Source organism: Marinomonas posidonica IVIA-Po-181, assembly GCF_000214215.1.
GTDB lineage: Bacteria > Pseudomonadota > Gammaproteobacteria > Pseudomonadales > Marinomonadaceae > Marinomonas > Marinomonas posidonica.
The window spans coordinates 2,257,717-2,274,320 of record NC_015559.1; the positions used below are offsets into that span (position 1 = coordinate 2,257,717).

A 16,604-nucleotide genomic window follows, 5' to 3' on the forward strand; every position below is an offset into this window, starting at 1 on the left:
TTACAATCTGGCGCCTAGGTTAAAAGGTTCCTGATAGGGTCGCAAGTAATCATTCAGAAATTGACGAATAATTGCAATTTATAATGAGCCCGTTTCAACAAGAGCAAAAGACTCATGCCCCACTTGCTTTTGCATGAATTGCACAAAATCATCACTGGGTAATGGTTTGGAATACAAATATCCTTGAACTTCCTGGCAATCATAACCACCCAAGGCATTCACTTGTGATCTGTGCTCTACCCCTTCTGCAATGACTTTAAGATTCAAACTTTTAGCCATTGCAATAGTGGCTTTAACAATCGCATCATTATCACTGTCGATGCCAATATCATGTATAAAAGAACGGTCAATTTTTAGCGTTTGAATAGGAAATTTCTTTAGATAAGACAGTGAGGAATAGCCGGTACCAAAATCATCGATGGAAAGTGTTAATCCCAGCTTTCTAAAACTATGAAGCTTCTCAATGGATTGCTTGGCGTCCGTCATCAACATACTTTCTGTTAACTCTAATTCCAGATACGCAGGATCCACCCCAGTTTCTTCCAGTATCGCCTGCACCATATCCACCAGATCGGCTTGCATAAATTGACGACTAGACAGATTAACCGACAAACAAATCGCAGGATAACCTTTTTCACGCCACTCTTGTAACTGGCGACAAGCACGACGAATGACCCACTCCCCCAAAGGCAAAATCAAACCACTCTCCTCTGCTAGTGGGATGAATTTAGCCGGGCTCACCATACCTAAATCAGGATGATTCCAGCGAATTAACGCCTCTGCACCCACGACATTTTCATCTGGCAAGGCCACTTTCGGTTGATAATGTAATTCAAACTCTTCATTTTCAATCGCCTTACGCAAACCGCCACCCAAGGTTAAATGGGCGTTAATATTATCGGCCATATGATTTTCGTAGACAAAATACAAATTATGTCCCGTGGATTTAGCACGGTACATAGCGGCATCAGCATTTTTAAGCAAATTATCTACGTCATCAGCATGTTGTGGGTAACTGGCGATGCCAATACTGGCGCTGATCATCATTTCCATCTTCGCAACAGGATAAGTGTTACTGGCATTTTTCATAATGCTCTGAGCAATGTCCTCAAGTTCAGACAAATCATGCGTATTTTCTAAAACCACAACAAATTCATCACCACCCAAGCGGTATAAACAAGCACCGGAAGGAATACTTGATTTAATGCGTTCGGCAACTCGTTGAATGAGCTCATCTCCAACTCGATGGCCAAAGTTATCATTCACTACCTTGAATCCATCAAGGTCCAGATACATCAAACCAAATTGACGATCGCGCTTTTTAGCATTCTGCAACGCACTTTCAAGTTGTTGGTACAATAAATTTCGATTCGGTAAATTGGTCAAATTGTCGTAATTATTTAACCGATATAAAGCAACTTCGTGATCTCGCTCTTCCTGAATATCATGCGCTAATAAATATATTTGACCTAAATTGGCATCAAAACTGGCCTCAATTCTATGCCAACGAACGCCATTTACCGTCGACAACATAATCTCTTGCGATAGATTCGACAAACCGTTAACACGAGACATAAAACTTTTTGCCGCAGAAGACACGGCAAACAGATAATTAATGTGGCTTACTTCACCAAAATGGTTAATAAAGGAATCACTGGCGTTGATAAATTGACCATCAAGGGAAAAGATAGCAAAAGATAAGGTTTTGAACTGTTGCAACAAACTCGTGTCTGTTTCTAGAACAAGTGAAGGAGGTTGAGTAACCTTTTCTAATCTTACCTCAAGCAACATGCCATAGCGGCCATCTGGTAACTGAACTGCACGACCGACGCACTGATGACTTTGTTCTAGATTGGATGAAAAAGGCCATCGACATGAAAAACTCTGACCTTTGTTACAACTGGCCAATCGGCTTTGCCATTTCTGTTTTAACGGAAGTGGGATTTGACGCTGACCAGACTGTATTGGACCCAATGAATTCACCAGTAAACTTTCTGCCGCCTGATTCAACATAGGTATTGTCGAGTGTTCGACATCAATAACCCATGCCGCCGACGGCATTTTATTTTGGAGAATTTCTTCTAAGTCAGTCATTTAATACTACTCAAATACATCAGATGCTACAGCGACTTTAACTAGGCTAGATGAGCCGTTTTACCACGTATCGGGAACCACAAAAACATGTTTTTTTACCCCTTCCATCTCCGCTAAAGTAGAATTCAGACAGAGATGCAAAGGGCGATCATCATGTAGGAAATTGCTTACAAGATTGTATGCAGTTTCAGGAGAAAAGAAAGTAAAATCCTCCTTAAAACACGGAAAAGCCATCCAATGTGGTTTTTCCAAAATAATAAAGTGCGAAAAGTATTTCCTTAACCATAAAATATCACCAGCTCGGATCCATGCCCCACTTTCTTCAGACAGCCACTCATGCAAATCGGATGCTGTGCGAAGCGCTCTATACAGACGACCAAATACAAGTAAACTGGCCGCAATATCATTATCGTGAGACAAATCTCGAACACTGTCCGCACCTTCTTTTGTCTTCAGAATTTGCAGCTGATGCTGCCTTGCTCGAGTGACCTTTTTAACCAAACTATCATTCTTATTTGGTCCAATCCAGTCATTGGGTGCCAAATCAGCTCTGTGCAGATAGAACTTAATGGCCACTTCAAATTGTTGCAGTTGCCCGTCAGGCAAGGCGACAAGCATATCCACTTCACCTAATGTCTGACCTTGGCGAGTTATTTGAAAATGCTCACGTTTGATACTCAATATAGACAACTCAGAAACAGCAAAACTGAATAGGGTTTCAAAATAGCTGCCTAAGAAATGGGATTTGGTTTGCTCAAGCTTTGCCATCAACGGGGTTGGATTTTGCTTGAGCAAGGCAAGCTTTTCCTTCCAATCGGTTCGCCAGTATGAAGCCAACTGAAAATCAGCAAGAATATAATGCCCTGTTACCAGCCACTCCAAGTCCTCTAACACTTGCTCGACATTCAACGACATCATCCTTTACTGGCCGCTCAAATGTTGATCGATTTGATCCAAACATTCGATTATGCGAGATAAATCGACACTGTCATCCCCTTTAAAAGCCTCTTCCGCCATGGGCGAAATATGACAACGATTGGGCAAAGCTGAACCACTTTGTAGCAGATCTTTAAACTTTTCAATCATCACATATCGAAGCCACTGTTCAAACGACATAGTATCAATGCAAAAGGGTTGCTGACTTTGCAACGCTTCGTGATTGGGTTGCTCACACTCCCATAGCCCACTGTCTTGTAAGCTGATTTGCAGAGCAATTAAAAGATCCGCCAGAGTATGATGACCAGAAAAGGTTTGATTCAACCTGATTTCTCCTTATAAAAACGGTAAAATAGGTTTTCTGTTTATCACCGATAAAAACACATTGGGTAGTTTATCGGCCACTTGAGCAAATATTTAGCATGAATAAAATTGAATCCCTTGGCGACTTATTTGATATGGTCGGTTGTGATGTGACCTACTACGATCTTGGACGTTGCCTTCATAAAATCACACCGCAACAAGCCATCCAATTTGATCGTAAGCAACAGGCTTATCCTTACCCTTTTCGCCAACACGCATGGTTAGCTTGCCTATTAAAAGACAAAAACGCCACAAAAGATGACATCCTTAACGAAGGCGTTATTTGGTTTTTGAAGTTACCACTGGATGAAGCTGGCACATTGAATTTAGGGACTCGCGACCACTTTATCAAAACCATCGTTGATAAAATTCTACACAAGGGCGAGCAACAAGGTTTATCCGAAGCCCTAGAAGATAGTCCTTATGCCTTTAAGCCAGATCAAGAACGCATGGCAAGCTTTCATGCGCTATTAGCCAGAGACTTAAATAAAACGGCCTCCCATTACTATCACGATGTCATCCGCTATTTGCAAAATGACATTGCCGCCCAACAAGACCAATGGCAGAACCTTGGCTTACAGGGCATTGCTGAGATGGCCGTTCGAATAGATGATGAAACACATTGTGAGTTAGCACGAAAAGCATTATCTCACGCCCCTGCAGCCTTTGTTTCTGCTCTTTGTCATGCCTTAGAGCATCAACACTTACCAGAGAACCTGCAAAACAATTTGATTGAGAAACTGTCGTCTGAACAAGATGCGTTATTAAAAGCCAGCTATGTTCGTGGCCTTTCTAAAGCACCATTCAATGATGCATTATTGTTACCTTTGTTTGGTATGTTAGGAGACTTAGCCAGCTGCACAGATGACGACATTCACTTGATCGCAGCGTTAGCAGCCAAATGCCCTCATTGGCTGAGTACCAACCCACAACTGCTTAGAATTGTGATGGAAAAACTCGCACATCGTGACGATGGCTATATTGCTTTCAAGCAAGTCACCGCTGAACTGAGCCAACATCCAGAAACCAAACAACCATTATGGCAACTGCTACGGAGTGAACGCATTAGCCCTAATTTGGCTCAAGCCGTCGGTCATTTATTTACTCAAACTCACAGTTCAATTCAATAAATGCGATTAAAAAAGGCTAAAAAAAACCCAAACTTTTCAAAAATGAAAGGTTTGGGTTAAACAAGCAGAAACACCACTTAATGACGAACAGGAACAACTTCGTTGGTTTCTCTCATACGTTTACGATGGGCTACAAATTCTGCACTTAAAATGTAATCACCTTGATCTGTGTAAGATAATGCACCTCGGTTGACTAAAGCATCTAACGTTTTGGGAAGCACTTTTTGCCTTCTCTCTCCCTTCACAAAGTAATATTGCTCCCCCATCTGGACCAATTTAAACCCGGACTCTAAAAATCCAACACATAAATTTTGAGTTGGCGTTAACTTGAGCTTCATCATTTCCCTCTCATTGCCGTCTCGTTAAATGACCCTTAAAAGTAACTATAGACGTTTTTTTGGAAAACGAAATTTCAACTAACTTAATATTACAAAAAGATAAAAAACATAAAAAAAAGGGAAGACTTTTAACAAAGTCTTCCCTTTTTCATCAAGCTTTTAGCGATCTAATCAGCAAAGACTACCGTCTTATTGCCATGCACTAATACTCTGTCTTCTAAGTGGTAACGCAAACCTCGAGACAGAACCAACTTTTCAATGTCTTTACCCAGCCTCACCATGTCTTCTGCAGAATGACTATGACGAACTCGAATGACATCCTGTTCAATGATTGGACCCGCATCCAAATCCGCAGTGACATAATGACATGTCGCACCAATCAATTTCACTCCTCGTACGGCCGCCTGATGATAAGGTTTAGCACCGATAAAGGATGGTAAGAAACTGTGGTGAATATTAATGACTCGATGCTTGTATTTCTCACATAAATACTCTGGAAAAATCTGCATATAACGAGCCAATACAATCGTATCCGCACCTGTCTCATCGATACGTGCTTCAATTTCTTGGAACGCCGGCATCTTGTTTTCTTTCGGTACTGAAATGCAAAAATAAGGCACATTATACCATTCCACCATAGAGCGAAGATCTTCGTGATTGGCAATAACCCCGACGATCTCACAATTCAGTTCACCTGTGTGCCAACGATGCATGATGTCATTTAAACAATGAGACTCTTTTGTTGCCATCAAAATGACTTTTGGACGGTCTTCACTGTCTTTAACATACCAGCGCATGTTGTATTCTTCAGCAATTGGGGCGAATTCCTCGCGGAAAGTCTCGACATCAATTGAAAGGCTCTCTGCGTCAACATCATGACGCATGAAAAACCATTTTTGCTCTAAGTCTGTGTGGTGACTCGCTTCAATAATCGAACCAGAGCGTTCGTTTAAGAATTGACTCACGGCCGCTACAATCCCCACTCGGTCGGGACAACTAATCACAAGACGAAATGTTTTTCTCATACTAGAAACTTATAAACCTTTTAAAATCAGTAAGTTAAACAACTTACAAGTAACCCAAATTAATTTTTAGGAAATTATACTGGATCCAACGCTTAAGGCACAGATTTATGTTTAATAAGATAGCACTGGTGAATCTTATTATTACGCTCAAAATCCGGATCCAATGTAGAACGTGTAATGTCCTGTACGTCAAATTCACTCATGAGGTCCTCATCCAAACGAAAACGGCGGTAATTATTGGAGAAAATAAGCTCGCCTGTAGTCGCCAGTCTGGCCATTGCCAACCTAACCAAATCGCCATGATCCCGCTGAATATCTAGCACATCCGCCATTTTCTTTGAGTTAGAAAATGTTGGTGGGTCCATAAAAATCAAATCGAATTCGTCACGACTCTGCTTTAACCACTCAAAACAATCTGCTCGCACCACAGCGTGATCTCGCTCTGAAAATTCATTTAGCTCGATATTACGACGTGCCCAGTCTGTATAGGTGTTTGACATATCAACACTTAACGTCGTCAAGGCACCACCTTGACCAGCATGAACAGACGCCGAAGCGGTATAACAAAATAGATTTAAGAAACGCACACCATCGGCTTTCTGTTGAATCAATTTACGAACCGGTCGATGGTCTAAAAACAACCCAGTGTCTAAATAATCTTTGAGATTCACAATAAAGTCACAACCGTATTCTTCTACAATCATTTCATGTTGTGATTGATCCAGCTTTTCATACTGGCCTTTACCCGCCTGACGCTGACGATGTTTTACCACCACGTTCGATTCCGCTATGTTCAATGCGTTCGGGATCGCGGACACCACTTCGAATAAGCGTTGCTTAGCCTTTTCTGGGTCAACACTTTTTGGCGCTTGGTATTCTTGTACATGAGCCCAGTCGTTATACAAGTCAATAGCAACGGCATACTCAGGCATATCTGCATCGTACACTCGAAAACATTGAATCTTGTTTTTGTCCGCCCATTTTTTCATTTTCTTCAGGTTTTTTTGCAAACGGTTCGCCACCATTTGCGCGCCTGGTGTCATCACAGATTGAGCCACCGCGTCCGCTTTAATATTGGCATCCGTCACTGGAAATTGATAAGCGCGACACTCAATACCACCATTAATAACCCGTGTACTTTTTTCCGGACGAACAGGAATCTGACGAGCCAGATGATCATTACTGGTTAGCATCATAAATGGCCAGCCATGAGCATGCTTCACGACCCATTCACCCAGTTGACGATATAAGGCAATCAATGCCATTTCATCCCCCAAACGCTCACCATAAGGAGGGTTCGTAATCACCAAGCCAGGTTGCGCTTCTTCAACAATGAATTCATGTTCCTGGAATGGCGACATACTCACATCAATAATGCCAGTCAAACCCGCTCGTTTGATGTTTTCTCGTGCGGCGGCAATGGCTTTTTGCTCTCGGTCTGTCCCCTGAAAACGAATACCTAAACTTTCAGGATCTTTTTTACGATTTTTAGCAAAGTCATTTAACTGCTGCCACAAACGATGGTCGTGCTGCTTCCATCCCTTAAATCCCCAGTATTGACGACGCAAGCCAGGCGCGATATCCAATGACATCAATGCCGCCTCAACCAAAAATGTGCCCGAACCACACATGGGATCAATTAGCTGCTTCAGGTCTGAGTCAACGCCCCAGCCCGCCCTGAGTAGCAAACCCGCGGCTAAGTTTTCTTTTAATGGTGCCATTGCCCCTTGCTGACGATAACTGCGTCGATGCATACTCTCGCCTGACAAATCAATGCTTACCGTGACGACATCGCGTTTAATACGCACCGCAATGCGGACATCAGGTTGATTCTTCTCAACACTTGGACGCTCCCCTGTTTGAGCGACAAAGTAGTCCGCAATGGCATCTTTTGTTCTCACAGCACCAAACTGAGTGTTACGAATGTGATGGTTAGTGCCATGACAATCAATCGCAATGGTATTACTGACCAACAAATGCTGCGACCAATCAATCACCTTTACCCCATTATACAAATCGTCCGCTGATTCCATTTTAAATTGGGCGATGGGCAACATAACGCGAGTCCCAACACGGGACCAAAGACACGCTTTGTAGATGCCTTCCAAGTCCGTTGTCAGTTTAACTTGCGCTTCACCTAAGCGAGTTTGTGTTAAGCCTTCAGCGTGCAGCTCTTTTTCAAGAACATTTTCCATGCCTATCGGACAGGTTATTTCTAGTGCGTACATAGCTTGTTCTGGTACTTCTGTGTTTGGGTTCATTAATCAATACTTTTGTTCAGTGTCATGACAATATGGTCAAGCCATAAATAAGAAAGGCGGGATCAAATCCCGCCTTGGCATAAGGGCAACACTTTCGCCACTCATGCTGAATTATGTTTGGTCAATCAGTTATTCAAATCTCGCTCTCGATAATAAGCATCTGTACTAGCAATGGCCTCTTTAACCAATTCAGGTCCACGATAAATAAAGCCAGAATACATTTGTACTAATCGGGCCCCCGCTTGCAACTTCTCAACGGCATCCGCACCACTTGAAATACCACCAACACCAATAATAGGCAGAGTATCTTTCAGGTGTTCAGCCAACACTCGCACCACATGAGTAGAGGCATCGCGTACTGGAGCACCGCTCAAACCACCCGCCTCTTCAGCAAAACGATGTCCGCTTACAGCATCACGCGACAAGGTTGTATTGGTTGCAATGATGCCGTCAACTTGTTGTTCAACCAAGGTATCGGCAACCAGTTTAATTTCATCGTCCGACATATCTGGCGCGATTTTTACCGCCAACGGAACGCGTTTGCCATTCTCATCTTGATAGCGATCTCGCGCTTCCACCAAAGGAGAGATCAATTCAGCAAGACTCTCACCAAATTGCAAACTACGCAGACCTGGCGTATTCGGAGAACTGATGTTCGCCGTAATATAATCCGCATAAGGTATCACCGCTTCCAAGCAAGCAAGATAATCGGCGGCCGCATCGTCAACCGAAGTACTGAGATTCTTGCCGATATTCACCCCTAACATACCAGGGTAACGATGCTTTTGAATACGCGAAACCAGATGATCGACACCCTTATTGTTAAACCCCATGCGGTTAATAATGGCATCGTGTTCAGGCAATCGAAATAAACGCGGTTTTGGGTTGCCTGCTTGGCCTTTCGGCGTCACTGTTCCGACTTCCACAAAACCAAACCCGCACGCACCAAGTGCCTCAAACGCATCCGCATTCTTATCTAAGCCTGCTGCTAACCCAACGGCGTTTGGAAAGCGTAAGCCCATCACATCCACCGGTTTCGTGGAGGGTAAGCTGGCAAAGAACTTATTCAAGCCCAATCGACTACTCGCTGCAAGCAAATCCAAAGACAGCTCATGAGACACTTCTGGGTCTAATTTAAACAATAGCGAGCGGGCAAACTGATACATAAAAAAGCTCCTGAATGGGATCATCTGCAATGCTGGGTGTCATCTCAGTTTAGTCACACCCAGCAATTTATTCCTATTATCAAATTCGACTTCAAACAGACCATAAATGCCTTGATGGGTAACAAAAGATTGAAAGGCCGACAAAGGTAATTGTACTTTACGTCCATCTAAGCTGCTTGCCACCAAATTCTTTGCCGCACCAGCATACATAGCTTTATACTTAAACGCAGGCAATGCCACATTTAATACAAGTTTCGCCATTATTTCGTCCTGCGCTTACATTACCCTTACAAAGTTCACTCTGTGCGTAAAGATTTGAATCCGATAAGATGGACACTATTATATGGCCTTCACACCCTTTTTGATAGAAGTATAAGGAATCTCAATTCGATGGTAACTCTTGTTGAGCAATTAAAAGACCACCTCAATCAAGCCATTATTGGTCAGGAAGAATTAACGCACGAATTATTGGTCGCTCTCATCGCCAATGGCCACGTTCTTTTAGAGGGCCCACCAGGCATTGCCAAAACAACGGCAGCCAAGGCGTTGGCCAATACCATAGACAGTCGCTTCCAACGCATTCAGTTCACACCAGATCTGCTACCTGGAGACATAACGGGCTCCGACATTTACCAGCAAGAAACCGGACAGTTTAGTTTTGTTGCTGGACCGATAATGAATGACATAGTGTTAGCGGATGAAATCAACCGCGCCCCCGCAAAAGTACAATCCGCATTATTGGAAGCCATGGGAGAGAAACAAGTCACGGTTGGCAATCAAAGCTACTCACTACCCGCTTTGTTTTTTGTCATCGCCACGCAGAATCCAATTGAGCAAGAAGGTACCTACCCTCTTCCTGAAGCTCAACTCGATCGCTTTATGATGAAAATCAACCTCAGCTATCCGAGCGCCAGCAGTGAATTAGAAGTATTACGTCTTGTTCGTCAACAAGACTTACACAAAACCACTACCGACAGACCTCAAGCACTCTGTCATCCCGAACAGATATTAGCCTTACAACAGCAAGCACTTGGTTTATACATGTCTGAAAGTGTTGAGCAATACATTGTTCAGTTAGTGGTGGCGACACGCCAACCAGAGCTGTATCTTAGACAACAGGCTCAAGACTTGAAATTGATCGAATTTGGTGCCAGTCCACGAGGAACATTGGCATTAGATCGTTGCGCTCGCGCCAACGCACTGCTTAATGGTCGGGATTTCGTGACGCCTGACGATGTTCGACAAGTGGCCTTGCCAGTCCTCAGACATCGAATTATTACGTCATTTGAAGCCCAAGCCTCTGGCCTTTCGACAGACGATTTACTGAATCGCCTTATTAGCCATGTACCAGCCCTATGATTAATCCAGTTTAAATTACTATGAGTGGTCTTTTATCCCCTTCTTCACCTGAATTAAAAGAAGTTGATTTTGCCCAACTAGGGCATTACGCCAAACACCTTGGACGAGCACCACGAGCAAAGCACTTCGCCCTAACCAGTGGCGAACGTCATGCTCATGTAAAAGGACAAGGGCTTGAAATGCTGGAGCTTCGTGCTTATCAAGCCAGTGATGATTTACGCCATATCGATTGGCGAGTCACAGCGCGCACAGGACAAGCTCAGACCCGTCTCTATGCACAAGAGAATGAGCACCAAAGATTGCTGCTTATGGATCTCTCAAACGAAGCGTATTTCGGCACAAAATACAGCTTTATTTCGACTCGTTTTGTTCAGTTGGCGGGGATTTTAGCTTGGCGCACAAAACAACAAGGCGACAAATTGGCCTATCGTCTGTGCTTTGGTGGCCAAGACATTTGGCAGCAGACAACGCCCCTGTTAGCAAAACTGTTCCAACCCTTATCGCAAGCCAGTTCAATAGGATCACGCGGTCATTCGGTGTCCTCGCTACAAATACTGTCGCCGAACCTGATCAGTCTAAAAGCACGCAACAAAGATGTGATCATTTTAACCGATAAGCAACAACTCAGTCGGCCTGAAACTCTTTATTTAAAGCAACTAGCCCAACACAACAAGGTTTTTTGGGTGCAGATAGTAGACGCCAATACCTTTAAACTCGCTCCGGGCCAATATCAGATTAAAAGCACCTCTGACGAGGCCCTAGTCAATATCAGTGAACGCAGTTCAACTCTGGCTCAGCAAGCTTTTCTAAGGCAAAATCAGCAGCTCAAGAAACAGCTCAATCAGCTTGATATCCAGCATCTGGTTTTCGACTTATCAGAGCCCCCCGAAAGCATCGCTCGATATTTACTGTCATTGGGAGCCATTGGATAATGACCAAATCTACACCAATAGACTTACCCAACAAAGGCTATTTACTGCCCGATGCGGTTGCCATGTGGCCACCCGCTTGGTGGACTTGGCTTGTGCTTGCCATGCTCTGCATACTGTTAATTGGCACTCTATTAAAGCTATTAAAGCGTCATAAGAAGCGAGCCTATCGACGGGAAGCTCTGGGCATTTTAAAACAACAAACAAGCAACCAAATAGACAACAGCCATATTATTTTGTGTCACGAGCTGATTCGACGCTGCCTTATCAGTGCTGGCCAAGAACAACAAGCGGCTTTAAGTAGCCGAGAGTTGATACCCTCTTTAGATCAGCATATGAGCAAAAAACACAACTTCGCTCAGCTTGGTGAAGCCTTTATCGTCGCACCATATCAAGCCAACACAAAAGTCAGTGCCAAAGAGATTCAGAAAATGCTAACAACAACTTGTTATTGGATAAGGAAGCACCATGCTTGAGCTTGTTTGGCCTTGGTTCCTTATTGCATTGCCCGTTCCATTATTGGCTCGCTGGCTGTCTAGCGCCAAACCAAACGGCGATGTTCTCTGGTGGGCGCAATCTCAACACTTTATTCAACACCAAGACAAGACCACAACGTCTGGTCAAGCCATCTTAGGAAAAAGCTTTTTATGGTTGGCTTGGTTACTGTTAGTCATGGCCATCAGTCGCCCCACTTGGGTTGGGGAACCCACGCAAGTGACGCCATCTGGACGCGATTTATTAATTGCCTTAGATTTATCAGGCAGCATGAAAATCACCGATATGACACTCAACCAACAAACCGCTGATCGCTTACAAGCTGCCAAAGAGGTGCTTGCTGACTTTATAAAGAAACGTCGTGGCGATCGCATTGGCATCATCGTCTTTGGTACTAAAGCGTTTCTTCAGGCTCCTCTAAGCTTTGACACCAAAACCATTAATCAACTTGTACAAGAAGCTCAAATTGGTTTTGCTGGGCAAAGAACCGCCATTGGTGATGCCATTGGTTTGGGCATTAAGCGCCTAGAAGACAAACCTTCCGATCAAAAAGTCTTGATTCTAATGACCGATGGCGCCAACACAGCGGGACGAGTTCAACCCAGCCAAGCCGCCGCATTTGCAGCCTCACAAGATGTCCGCATTCATACCATAGGGATTGGAGCAGACAGCATGTTGGTACGAGGTTTTTTTGGTCCAAAAGAAGTCAATCCATCCAGCGACCTTGATGAAGACTTATTAAAGGACATTGCCAAGCAAACAGGTGGCCAATATTTTCGCGCCAAAAGCACCGAAGATTTACAACACATCTATCAACAACTGGATGAAATGGAGCCAACCCCTTCGGAAGAGGTTTGGCAACGCCCTATAACCACGCTATTTCATTGGCTTGCCTTATTCGCCATTTTAAGTTTTACCGCTTCGTTCGCGCTTAATAAGAGATTCTATTTCAGTGTTAGGGAGCGAACATGACACTCTTCGATATTCTCCACTTTGAGCGACCATGGTGGCTCTTTTTTATTCCGATGACGCTATTATTGGCAATGCTCTTCGATAGCAAAAGAGCGCAACAAAAACAGTTAAACCAGTTGGTAGATGATCATTTACTACCCTATTTACAGGAAAGCTCTCCACAGCCTTCAATTAACAAATGGCTCGGCGTGATTTGCTTATCACTTTGCTGGATCGGCTTAACTGGAATCAGTTGGCAACAATCGCCTCATAAAATGTACATCAGCACTCAAAAAACCATCTTTGTTGTCGATCAATCTCTCTCCATGTACGCGACGGACATCAAGCCCAATCGCCAAACACAATTAAAACAAACCGTCCGCGATATTCTAGAGTACAGCCAGGGTGGTGATATGGCATTGGTCGCCTATGCTGGAGACAGTTATGTCATTAGCCCATTTAGCCAAGACAAAGAGACCATCATACATTTCCTACTGGCTTTAGAACCCATTATCATGCCTGTCTATGGCAACCGTTTAAGTCAAGCCATTGAAACCGCCTTGACCTTAAACAAACCAACATCTCCCTTACACCTTATCGTCTTAACCGATGATCTTGCTGATAGAGATAAGAATGACATTCCGGACCTGTTAGACGATCAAAATGTCAGATTGGACCTGATTGCCTTTGGTACAGATAAAGGCGGTCCAATCAAATTACCTAATGGCCGCATACTAAAAAAAGCGGGGCAGACCATCATTCCAAGCACACCATTAGCAGCATTAGAAGATTTCACTAATGACCTCGGCGGGCATTTTTACCATGGCCGCTTAAAGCAACTGGATTTGCAACAGATCAACCAAATCCAGCCACAACAAAGTCAAAATAAACAGGCCGATAACAAAAGCATCGTTTGGCAAGACCAAGGCCACTGGTTTGCTTTGCCCTTTTTAGTTTGGCTAGCTTATCAATTCCGTCGAGGCGTGCTTTTTCTTTTATTGATCGGCATTCTTTCCTCACCAAGCAAGCCATTGCACGCCTCCCCTCTTGATTGGTTTAAAACATCAGACCAACAAGCACAACAGGCCGTAGATCAAGGCGATTGGCAAACCGCTGAAAAACTGTTTAAGCGGCCAGACTGGCAAGCAGCCTCGTCATACGCACTGGAGAAATACGACCAGACCATTAAGCTATTAGAGCAAACAAATCGCAATGCCGCCGATAACTACAATCTAGGCAATGCCTATGCGCTTGCTGGCCAAACAGACAAAGCCATACAGTCTTATGAAAAAGCACTCGAGCAAGACCCAAAACTTACAGCAGCGAAAGAGAATCTCGACTATTTAAAGCAGCAACAAAAAGACCATCAACCACAACAAAAGACTAAAGCCCCTTCCCCTAAAAACGATCAACACCAAGGACAGGACAAACAAGAAAAATCATCTGATGGCGAAGAATCCACACCTCCAAACAACTCAAATGACACAAAAAAGTCTAACAAAACGAACGAAACACAAGACAAAGACAAATCACCAAAGGATAATGAACAATCAGAGACGGACAACAATCAGTCTGCTCAAGCAAATTCTCAGCAAAGCATGGAAAGCAAACAAGCTCTGGAACAGTGGTTACGTCAGATCCAAGACGACCCAGGTACCTTACTACAGCGCAAGCTAGAGTATTTGCATCAAGAAAAACGTAATCAAAATCTATTATTGCAAGAGGATGGGATAAACCCATGGTAAGTCAGTCACAATTCACTTTATTCCAGTCACGCCTAAGATATGCATTGCAATCTTGTCTGGTCATAAGTCTGTTGATTGCCACCCCCTCACTTTATGCCGCCAGCGTAATTGCCAGTCTCAACAAAGACGTTGTTACTGAAAACTCACTCGTACAACTTACTCTGAGAGCCGATTTCAGCGACACGGGAAACGGCCCTGAACTGTCTCCCCTACAAAAGGATTTCGAAATCCTAGGAAAAAGCCAAAACAGTCAATTTAGTTTCAACCTTGGCACCACCAAAGCACTCAACTTCTGGGTGGTTTCATTAATGCCAAAATCGGTTGGCACCCTCGAAATTCCTCCCATTAAAATTGGTGAGCATCAGTCGCAAGCCATTAAATTACAGGTAAAAAGTGCCCCCCAACTATTGGATGACAATGGCAATCCACCTGTTATCATGAAACTACAGGCATCCGAAGTTGAGCCTTATCTACAACAACAAGTGATCTTAAGCGTTAAGCTCTATACTTCCGTTGCCTTACAAAACGCCAACCGCTCAGTGCCTGCTCAACCAAACCTAGTCATTGAACGCCTCATTGATGACCAAATGAATTACGAAACCATCAATGGTACTCAATATCAGGTCATCACTCGCGAATACCTTAGCTTCCCTCAGCGCAGTGGCCCAATGACCATACCGCCGCAAAGCGTTCAAGCCATGATCAATACGTCTTCGGGACGTAAGCTCATCAAGGTACAAAGTGAACCACTAAATTTACAAGTTCTGCCCATTCCAGCCAGTTACACCGCCGATTCTTGGCTACCCAGTGAAGCGGTAACGATAAGCACCAAACTCAGCGCCGCTACTGATGCCCCGAGAGTTGGCGACACCCTCATGTGGGATATCAATGTTCGTGCAAAAGGCTCATTACCTGAACAAATACCAACCTTGGATTTCAACAGCACCCGCCAATATAAGCTGTATCCTCAACCGCCTAAATTTAGCAATCAAAAAACGGCCATAGGCGTAACAGGGGAACAAAACATTCAGGTTGAAGTCGTGCCAACCGCTGAAGGCGAACTCGTTCTTCCGAACATCGACATTGCCTATTGGGATACAAAAACACGCCAGATTGCTCATGCCAGCGCCGCGACAAAAGGCATCGTTATTGCCGCTTTGCCGACAGGACAAGCCACAGCAAGTAAACCCAATATAGATACCTCTCCATTACCTGCGCAACCGAGCTCCACCGCACCAATCTCTTTAGTAAAGAAACCTGAGTCGGAGAAACAACAAATACAAAATGAAGAAAAAGCCATTCCGCTAACATCCCAACAACAAGAAAACCTTCCCCTTTCATTTCGTGATTGGCTTATCTATGCTCTTTTGACCGTCGCAAGCCTACTGCTGCTAGCAGGCCTGTATAAGCGCTTCAAGAAATCAGAAACCGAACTATCAGCCGAAGCTCATGTGCCGACCTTGCAGGAATTTGCCCCTTTATCAACACCCGATGAAGCAAGTGCCTTCAAGATTTTGATTCAATGCTGTCAGCAGAACCAACTTTCTGAATTACGCTCAAACCTGCTAGAATGGGCTCGCCATCGCTGGGGAGACCAAGAAATTCGCACACTGGATGACATTAAGCGATTAACCTCTGTACAGGTTACGCAATTATTAATGGAAGCCGAGCTGATGATGTACTCCAAGAATCCGATGCACCAATGGCAAGGCAATCCACTTGCTGACGCCCTTGAAGAGTACTCAAGTGGTCAAGCAAAGCCATCGCAAGCTAGTCAACTCAAGGCCCTATACCCGAATTTTTAAAGTTAGA

Annotated in this window: 15 protein-coding genes; 7 read left to right on the forward strand and 8 right to left on the reverse strand. The window is 43.9% G+C overall.

From position 1 onward, the window contains the following. Positions 1–78: 78 nt before the first annotated feature. From MAR181_RS10570 to MAR181_RS10580, 3 genes are read right to left on the reverse strand one after another with little or no spacing between them, the layout of a single operon-like run. Positions 79–2,094, reverse strand: a complete 2,016-nt coding sequence (locus MAR181_RS10570; RefSeq protein ID WP_013796580.1) for a putative bifunctional diguanylate cyclase/phosphodiesterase — start codon at positions 2,092–2,094, stop codon at positions 79–81. Between the two features lie 60 nt (positions 2,095–2,154). Next, complete coding sequence (locus MAR181_RS10575) at positions 2,155–3,003, reverse strand: DUF1853 family protein (protein WP_013796581.1); 849 nt, start codon at positions 3,001–3,003, stop codon at positions 2,155–2,157. 12 nt (positions 3,004–3,015) lie between these two features. Next, positions 3,016–3,354: a YqcC family protein gene (locus tag MAR181_RS10580; protein ID WP_013796582.1), complete on the reverse strand. Its 339-nt coding sequence runs from the start codon at positions 3,352–3,354 to the stop codon at positions 3,016–3,018. Between the two features lie 98 nt (positions 3,355–3,452). On the opposite strand from MAR181_RS10580, the gene MAR181_RS10585 reads away from it, so the two are divergent. After that, positions 3,453–4,523, forward strand: coding sequence for a DUF3549 family protein (locus MAR181_RS10585; protein WP_013796583.1), 1,071 nt, complete (start codon positions 3,453–3,455; stop codon positions 4,521–4,523). A gap of 77 nt (positions 4,524–4,600) precedes the next feature. Here MAR181_RS10585 and MAR181_RS10590 read toward each other — a convergent pair whose 3' ends face one another. The 5 genes from MAR181_RS10590 to MAR181_RS10610 form a co-directional block, all read right to left on the reverse strand. After that, complete coding sequence (locus tag MAR181_RS10590; protein ID WP_245546151.1) at positions 4,601–4,864, reverse strand: formyltetrahydrofolate deformylase; 264 nt, start codon at positions 4,862–4,864, stop codon at positions 4,601–4,603. 164 nt (positions 4,865–5,028) lie between these two features. Continuing rightward, on the reverse strand, positions 5,029–5,886 hold the full coding sequence (purU, locus tag MAR181_RS10595; RefSeq protein WP_013796585.1) for a formyltetrahydrofolate deformylase: 858 nt from the start codon (positions 5,884–5,886) through the stop codon (positions 5,029–5,031). 92 nt (positions 5,887–5,978) lie between these two features. Continuing rightward, on the reverse strand, positions 5,979–8,147 hold the full coding sequence (rlmKL, locus tag MAR181_RS10600) for a bifunctional 23S rRNA (guanine(2069)-N(7))-methyltransferase RlmK/23S rRNA (guanine(2445)-N(2))-methyltransferase RlmL (RefSeq protein ID WP_013796586.1): 2,169 nt from the start codon (positions 8,145–8,147) through the stop codon (positions 5,979–5,981). Positions 8,148–8,272: 125 nt separating this feature from the next. Then, positions 8,273–9,313 carry a quinone-dependent dihydroorotate dehydrogenase gene (locus MAR181_RS10605; RefSeq protein WP_013796587.1) on the reverse strand — a complete coding sequence of 347 codons (1,041 nt, stop codon included), beginning with the start codon at positions 9,311–9,313 and terminating at the stop codon, positions 8,273–8,275. Between the two features lie 39 nt (positions 9,314–9,352). Further along, positions 9,353–9,574 carry a DUF2835 family protein gene (locus tag MAR181_RS10610; protein ID WP_013796588.1) on the reverse strand — a complete coding sequence of 74 codons (222 nt, stop codon included), beginning with the start codon at positions 9,572–9,574 and terminating at the stop codon, positions 9,353–9,355. A gap of 111 nt (positions 9,575–9,685) precedes the next feature. Here MAR181_RS10610 and MAR181_RS10615 point away from each other — a divergent pair, with 111 nt between their 5' ends. From MAR181_RS10615 to MAR181_RS10640, 6 genes are read left to right on the forward strand one after another with little or no spacing between them, the layout of a single operon-like run. After that, the gene (locus tag MAR181_RS10615; RefSeq protein ID WP_281003451.1) at positions 9,686–10,672 is read left to right on the forward strand and encodes an AAA family ATPase; all 987 of its coding nucleotides are present in this window, start codon (positions 9,686–9,688) and stop codon (positions 10,670–10,672) included. A gap of 20 nt (positions 10,673–10,692) precedes the next feature. Further along, the gene (locus MAR181_RS10620) at positions 10,693–11,604 is read left to right on the forward strand and encodes a DUF58 domain-containing protein (protein WP_013796590.1); all 912 of its coding nucleotides are present in this window, start codon (positions 10,693–10,695) and stop codon (positions 11,602–11,604) included. Next, entirely contained in the window at positions 11,604–12,077 is a 474-nt protein-coding gene (locus MAR181_RS10625) for a DUF4381 domain-containing protein (RefSeq protein ID WP_013796591.1), read from the forward strand. Before MAR181_RS10620 ends, MAR181_RS10625 begins: the two co-directional genes overlap by 1 nt. Continuing rightward, a complete protein-coding gene (locus MAR181_RS10630; protein WP_013796592.1) occupies positions 12,070–13,068 on the forward strand; it encodes a VWA domain-containing protein in 999 nt (332 codons plus the stop codon). Before MAR181_RS10625 ends, MAR181_RS10630 begins: the two co-directional genes overlap by 8 nt. Continuing rightward, positions 13,065–14,792 carry a VWA domain-containing protein gene (locus MAR181_RS10635; RefSeq protein ID WP_013796593.1) on the forward strand — a complete coding sequence of 576 codons (1,728 nt, stop codon included), beginning with the start codon at positions 13,065–13,067 and terminating at the stop codon, positions 14,790–14,792. Before MAR181_RS10630 ends, MAR181_RS10635 begins: the two co-directional genes overlap by 4 nt. After that, complete coding sequence (locus MAR181_RS10640) at positions 14,786–16,597, forward strand: BatD family protein (RefSeq protein ID WP_013796594.1); 1,812 nt, start codon at positions 14,786–14,788, stop codon at positions 16,595–16,597. The genes MAR181_RS10635 and MAR181_RS10640 overlap by 7 nt, the downstream gene beginning before the upstream one ends. Positions 16,598–16,604: the final 7 nt, after the last annotated feature.

Bases quoted from the DNA above. Each gene is read 5' to 3' on its own strand.
- MAR181_RS10570 (WP_013796580.1), bottom strand. From the start codon at position 2,094: ATGACTGACTTAGAAGAAATTCTCCAAAATAAAATGCCGTCGGCGGCA.
- MAR181_RS10585 (WP_013796583.1), top strand. From the start codon at position 3,453: ATGAATAAAATTGAATCCCTTGGCGACTTATTTGATATGGTCGGTTGT.
- MAR181_RS10590 (WP_245546151.1), bottom strand. From the start codon at position 4,864: ATGATGAAGCTCAAGTTAACGCCAACTCAAAATTTATGTGTTGGATTT.
- purU (WP_013796585.1), bottom strand. From the start codon at position 5,886: ATGAGAAAAACATTTCGTCTTGTGATTAGTTGTCCCGACCGAGTGGGG.
- rlmKL (WP_013796586.1), bottom strand. From the start codon at position 8,147: ATGAACCCAAACACAGAAGTACCAGAACAAGCTATGTACGCACTAGAA.
- MAR181_RS10605 (WP_013796587.1), bottom strand. From the start codon at position 9,313: ATGTATCAGTTTGCCCGCTCGCTATTGTTTAAATTAGACCCAGAAGTG.
- MAR181_RS10610 (WP_013796588.1), bottom strand. From the start codon at position 9,574: ATGGCGAAACTTGTATTAAATGTGGCATTGCCTGCGTTTAAGTATAAA.
- MAR181_RS10620 (WP_013796590.1), top strand. From the start codon at position 10,693: ATGAGTGGTCTTTTATCCCCTTCTTCACCTGAATTAAAAGAAGTTGAT.
- MAR181_RS10625 (WP_013796591.1), top strand. From the start codon at position 11,604: ATGACCAAATCTACACCAATAGACTTACCCAACAAAGGCTATTTACTG.
- MAR181_RS10630 (WP_013796592.1), top strand. From the start codon at position 12,070: ATGCTTGAGCTTGTTTGGCCTTGGTTCCTTATTGCATTGCCCGTTCCA.
- MAR181_RS10635 (WP_013796593.1), top strand. From the start codon at position 13,065: ATGACACTCTTCGATATTCTCCACTTTGAGCGACCATGGTGGCTCTTT.
- MAR181_RS10640 (WP_013796594.1), top strand. From the start codon at position 14,786: ATGGTAAGTCAGTCACAATTCACTTTATTCCAGTCACGCCTAAGATAT.